A 4,073-nucleotide genomic window follows, 5' to 3' on the forward strand; every position below is an offset into this window, starting at 1 on the left:
GCGCCGATGGTAGTGTGGGGATTCCCCATGTGAGAGTAGGTCATCGTCAAGCTTTTATTCCAAAAAACCCCTGTCGGATATCCGGCAGGGGTTTTTTATTGTCTGTGCTTTTTAGGGTATTGTTTGTACGCATTCTTTTTATTGGGCAATAAAAAGGCGCCTGCGGCGCCCTAAGTTGTGTTTTATATAAGCCGCTTAATCGTCTTTAAGTTCGGGCTGAGTGCAAGTCGCTTTATTGGTTTGCAACGCTTCTGCGGCAAACTGCTGTGCCTAGCAAGTAGTAAGTACGCTGATCCTTTGTTTATCGCTACCCGATCGTCAATGACGATAAAAATCTGACAGCCCCATCTCGCCATTGCTATATATCAAGTAGTGTATTTATTGCAAAAGCTGGAAACCTTTATGTGAAAAGGGTCGTGAAGTTGCGCTTAAGTATTAAGCATTTGCTCGCAGAAAATGGCGTAACTATATGCATTTTTTGGCTTTCGACTTGCCTTATTATTGCATCGATAAAATGAGCCAGAAACTTCATGAGGGAAATCTAATAGGCGCCTTTGATGCTGGTTGTAAGAGCTGCTGAAAACCATAATGAAATGGCTGAAAGAGTTGAAGCTCGAATGGGGTTTTGGCGTTGGAGCTTTAAGGTGCTGCGTGGCAATAGCGTTGGGGCGTGGGGGCGTTTAGGCTGTATTGTGCCTTTGATTCACGCGGTATTGTTTCTCTGGGAGTCATTTAGTAAGTGTTGGTATAGCCATTTGTGAACTCCCTGCTCATTCGACCTTGCATATTGTTTGGCTTGGTTTGATACTTCTTGCATAAGTGAGAGTGGGTAACTATATGAATGTGGTAGATATATTAGGTGTCCTTGCCGATGGTGAGTTTCACTCAGGAGAAGAGTTGGGGCAGGCTATGGGAGTCAGTCGGACAGCAGTCTGGAAACACCTACGCAAGCTCGATGAATTGGGCTTGGAATTGGAATCTGTAAAAGGAAAGGGTTATCGATTACACGGCGGGCTGGATTTGTTGAGCCAGGAGGCCATCCTAAAATACCTGCCAGACGCCTCTGCTGATTTGATCAGCCGCTTTGAAATATTTGACTCAATAGAATCTACAAATAGTTATTTACTTGAGCGTGGTGCTCATGGGCATGTTTGCATGGCAGAGCGTCAGATGTCTGGAAGGGGGCGTCGAGGGCGTGCATGGGTTAGCCCATTTGCAAAAAATGTTTACCTGTCTGTTTGTTGGATGTTTCAAGGAGGGGCGCAGTCTCTGGAGGGGCTTAGTTTAGCAGTCGGCGTGGCTGTGGCCGAAGCTATAGAGTCTTTGGGTATTGACGGTGTCCAGCTAAAATGGCCAAACGATGTTTTGCACAATGGGCGAAAGCTTGGTGGCATTCTTCTGGAGATGTCCGGTGATGTAAGTGGTGAGTGTAAGTTGGTATTGGGTATTGGATTAAATGTCAAAATGCCTGACGCTGGCAGTCGCGATATTGATCAGGCTTGGGTGGATTTATCGCAGCTTGGCCTTAAGGCTGACAGGAACCATTTGGCGGCGGCAATCCTTCAACGATTGATGCCGATGCTGGCCTCCTATGATAAGGACGGCTTTGCACAATACCGCGAGCGCTGGCAGTCGCTAGATGCGTTTTATGGCAAAGAAGTCTATGTGAGCTCGGCTCAACAAAGGACCGAGGGCGTGGCTAACGGCGTTGCTGAATCTGGCGCTTTGCGTTTATTGGTTGGTGATGTTGAGAGGGAGTTCAGTGGCGGCGAAGTTTCTTTAAGGTTGCTGTCGTGATTCTGGAGCTAGACGCAGGTAATACTAGGGTAAAGTGGCGCATTATAGATGAGCTAGGACAGCGGCGTGGTGGAGGTTTCCTCAATAGTGATGCAACTGCAGGGGATATGCTGCAGCCCTTGTTGGCGGCTAGGAATTTACATGCGGCCAGGATGGTTTCGGTTGCATCCCCTGTGGTATCGCAGTCAATAGCATTTATGTTGCAGGCGGCTTTTGGTCTCGATTTGCAATTGGCAAAGGTTAAAGCGGAATGTAGTGGGGTACGAAACCCTTACAAGGTCGTATCAAAGCTTGGGGCGGATCGCTGGTTGGCGGTGTTGGCGGCCAATAAACGGTATGGTCCTAATTGTTTGGTTGTAGACTGCGGTAGCGCTACAACAGTTGAGTTAATGGCAGCTGGTGAGTATCTCGGTGGTGTGATATTGCCAGGAGCAAGTTTAATGTATAAGGCTTTGTACTCGGATACTCATCAGGTCAAGGTTGAGCATAATGTGCCATCGGATTTGGTGGTCGGAAATGATACTGAGTCGGCTGTTGATAATGGTGTTTGGGGGGCTCAGGTTGGTTTAATAAGCCTCTATCGTAATAAGTTGCTAGAAAAGCTAGGTCAGGGTACGGGTGTAGAAGTTGTGTTATGTGGTGGCGATGCTAAGAAAGTAGCCCCGCTACTGCCGTTTGCATATCGGCTTGATGAGGAATTGGTTTTGGATGGGCTTGAAGTGGCGTGCCCGATTGTTCGGGTGCTCAGTAACTAACAGGAATTAAAATGAAGGCTGTTTTCTTATGCCTATTGGCTGTCAATGCGATTCTATTTGCCTTGGCTTATTTGAAGGATGATAACCCTCGGGCTGTGGCTGTCAAAAAGCTTGATCCAGCGGTGTCGAAAATCAGCCTGTTATCAGAGCGAGCCGCAGAGGATCCGATAGAATCAGGTGCGCAGCCCCCTAAATCACGGGTAACGGTCGAAAGTGTCGAAGACTTGGCGGCTGTAGACGCTGCTAGTGATCAACTTGATACGCCAAAAGAAGATTTGTGTACATTGCTGGGCCCTTTCGACAAGTTATTACAGGCTGAGTATGCGGTGGAGCATCTAGCGTCTTTGGAGGTGGCCGCCGAAATTAAAAACCTAGAAATTCCGGGTGATCCTGGTTTTTGGGTGTACCTTAAGCCGCTCCCTAGTCGTAAGGAGGCACTTCGTAAGCTTCATGAGCTGCAGGCTAAGGGTATTGATTCCTATGTGATACCGAAGGGGGATATTGTCAATGGCATTTCCTTTGGGATGTATAGTCGCGACAGTTCTGCGAAGGTCCGTCAGGCTGAGGTAGCTAAGTTTGGCTACAAGGCTGAAATCAAAGAAGTTGTACGTTCTTATGAAGAGACTTGGGTGGTCGTAAATCCATCAGAAGCTGAAAAAATGAACAATGAGGCGTGGCAGGGCTTCATGAATAAAAGAAAAGACGTAGAAAGACGAGAAAATTACTGTCCAGGTGTTGCGTCTTTGTAAAAGTTTCTCTAGAATCCGCGCTCCACTGTTCGAGGTAACAGTGTTTAGGGCTGGCGTAGCTCAGTTGGTAGAGCAGCTGACTTGTAATCAGCAGGTCGTAGGTTCGACTCCTATCGCCAGCTCCATTTTCTTAACTTGTTAATGTAAATGGCTGTTTTTTAAGAAAAAACGGTTGACAAGTTAGGCGGAGAAGCGGAAAATTCCCGCCTCTTTCGCAGGGGTTCCCGAGTGGCCAAAGGGATCAGACTGTAAATCTGACGCGCAAGCTTCGGTGGTTCGAATCCACCCCCCTGCACCATTATTTCTGCTATTCACCATAATGACGGCTCTGCTTGAGTTGTGGTGGTAGTTTGGCGGAACTGTTTGGCGGGTATAGTTTAGTGGTAGAACCTCAGCCTTCCAAGCTGATGATGCGGGTTCGATTCCCGCTACCCGCTCCAGTTTAACTGTGTTGCTCAATGTTGAGTGGCAGGTGAAATGCTCAAGTAGCTCAGTTGGTAGAGCACACCCTTGGTAAGGGTGAGGTCGGCAGTTCAAATCTGCTCTTGAGCTCCATATTTTCCGCGTTAGCTTAGTGCTGGCGCGGTTTTCGTTGTCTGAAATAATGTTCAGTCAGCTTTATTTGATAGGAGATGCCCACAATGGCTAAAGAAACATTTGAACGCTCCAAGCCCCATGTGAACGTGGGCACAATTGGTCACGTTGACCACGGTAAAACAACTCTAACTGCGGCTCTAACTCGCGTTTGTGCGGAAGTATGGGGCGGCGACGC

The 4,073-nt window shown here is 47.8% G+C and carries 5 protein-coding genes and 4 tRNA genes; all 9 read left to right on the top strand.

The features are described from left to right. Positions 1-557: 557 nt before the first annotated feature. On the top strand, positions 558-761 hold the full coding sequence (locus Q1A41_RS20110; RefSeq protein WP_299982926.1) for a hypothetical protein: 204 nt from the start codon (positions 558-560) through the stop codon (positions 759-761). A 76-nt stretch (positions 762-837) separates the two neighbouring features. Further along, complete coding sequence (gene birA, locus Q1A41_RS20115; protein WP_299982929.1) at positions 838-1,797, top strand: bifunctional biotin--[acetyl-CoA-carboxylase] ligase/biotin operon repressor BirA; 960 nt, start codon at positions 838-840, stop codon at positions 1,795-1,797. Beyond that, complete coding sequence (locus tag Q1A41_RS20120) at positions 1,794-2,552, top strand: type III pantothenate kinase (protein ID WP_299982932.1); 759 nt, start codon at positions 1,794-1,796, stop codon at positions 2,550-2,552. Before birA ends, Q1A41_RS20120 begins: the two co-directional genes overlap by 4 nt. Positions 2,553-2,563: 11 nt before the next feature. Then, on the top strand, positions 2,564-3,301 hold the full coding sequence (locus tag Q1A41_RS20125; RefSeq protein WP_299982935.1) for a hypothetical protein: 738 nt from the start codon (positions 2,564-2,566) through the stop codon (positions 3,299-3,301). A gap of 49 nt (positions 3,302-3,350) precedes the next feature. Beyond that, positions 3,351-3,426, top strand: a tRNA-Thr gene (locus Q1A41_RS20130). Between the two features lie 89 nt (positions 3,427-3,515). After that, positions 3,516-3,599, top strand: a tRNA-Tyr gene (locus Q1A41_RS20135). Positions 3,600-3,667: 68 nt separating this feature from the next. Beyond that, positions 3,668-3,741 (top strand) — tRNA-Gly (locus Q1A41_RS20140). A gap of 39 nt (positions 3,742-3,780) precedes the next feature. Then, positions 3,781-3,856: transfer RNA gene (locus Q1A41_RS20145), tRNA-Thr, on the top strand. 86 nt (positions 3,857-3,942) lie between these two features. Continuing rightward, positions 3,943-4,073, top strand: a 131-nt coding sequence (locus tag Q1A41_RS20150; RefSeq protein ID WP_299982923.1) for a GTP-binding protein, incomplete at its 3' end; no start/stop codon positions are given.

It is taken from the genome of uncultured Pseudoteredinibacter sp. (genome assembly GCF_947502065.1).
In the GTDB taxonomy this organism is placed as follows: Bacteria; Pseudomonadota; Gammaproteobacteria; order Pseudomonadales; family Cellvibrionaceae; genus Pseudoteredinibacter.